General features: G+C 51.9%; 1 protein-coding gene. It reads left to right on the top strand.

Annotation, left to right across the window (positions count from 1 at the left end):
* The first annotated feature begins 59 nt into the window (after nt 1-59).
* Nucleotides 60-1,229 carry an IS30 family transposase gene (locus INT33_RS20965; RefSeq protein ID WP_193092939.1) on the top strand — a complete coding sequence of 390 codons (1,170 nt, stop codon included), beginning with the start codon at nt 60-62 and terminating at the stop codon, nt 1,227-1,229.
* The last annotated feature ends 7 nt before the right edge of the window (nt 1,230-1,236 follow it).

Below are 1,236 nucleotides of genomic sequence, written 5' to 3'. Positions count from 1 at the left end.
GGTAGATTCAATCGGTCAGTGCAACATAATGCACACTGGTAACTATCGGGGCTTTCAGAATGCAGAAGCAAGTATCAAAGACCAGGGGACTGACCTACCAGCAGAAGCAGGAGCTATGGGCTCGATGGAAGAAAGGGCAGTCGCTTAGCGAGATCGGCAGAGCCCTTGGAAAGCATGCTGGATCGATTACTGGAATGCTCGCCATACATGGTGGTATTGCCCCGATGGGACGTTCCAGGTCAGCGAGAGTGCTTAGCAGCTCTGAGCGCGAAGAGATTTCAAGAGGTATCTCAGCGGGACTGACATTGACTCAGATCGCCGACTCGATTGGACGGTCTACCTCAACCATAAGTCGAGAGGTAAGTCGGAACGGAGGAAGAAGCCGGTACAGGGCGAACGTGGCAGATCGGCGTGCCTGGACCCAGTCAAAACGTCCGAAAAAATGTCTTCTCTCGTTGAATGAGTCCCTTCGTGCAGCCGTTGCCGAAAAGCTGAGCATTGACTGGTCTCCAGAACAAGTAGCAGGCTGGCTAAAACGCCAGTTCCCGGATGACAAGTCGATGCATGTGTCCCATGAAACGATTTACCGAAGTCTCTTTATTCAAGCTCGAGGTGTTCTGAAGAAAGAGCTTGTTAAACACCTCCGATCAAGGCGCGGTATGCGTCGATCACGGCACAGTAGCTCTGAAGAGGCAGAATCCCGCACCAGCATCTCAGATTTAGTTTCTATCCGTGCTCGGCCAAAAGAGGTTGAAGACAGGGCTGTTCCTGGCCATTGGGAGGGAGACCTGATATCAGGATCCAAGAATTCACATATTGCGACGCTTGTAGAACGGCAGTCTAGATTTACAATGCTGGTTCATGTCGGCGGCAAAGATACGGAAAGTGTTGTTTCGGCGCTTTGTCGGGAGGTCGGCCAGCTCCCCGAGGAATTGAAGAGAACCCTGACTTGGGATCGAGGGGGTGAGCTGGGTAACCACAGGAAATTTACGCTTGCGACCGACATGCAGGTTTATTTCTGTGACCCGCAGAGCCCCTGGCAACGAGGTAGCAACGAAAACACCAATCGGCTGTTGCGCCAGTATTTCCCGAAAAAGACCGATTTATCGGGCTATTCCCAGGAGCAGTTAAATGAATTTGCCAGGAAGCTGAATGAACGACCGAGGAAAACGCTCGACTACCTGACACCTGTGGAGAAGCTGCAAAGCATATTTGCGTTGACCGGTTGAACTCACC

It is taken from the genome of Halomonas colorata (genome assembly GCF_014897985.1).
Classification (GTDB): domain Bacteria; phylum Pseudomonadota; class Gammaproteobacteria; order Pseudomonadales; family Halomonadaceae; genus Vreelandella; species Vreelandella colorata.
The sequence above is the reverse complement of the archived record's forward strand: the minus strand, read 5'-3'. Positions and strand labels throughout refer to the sequence as shown.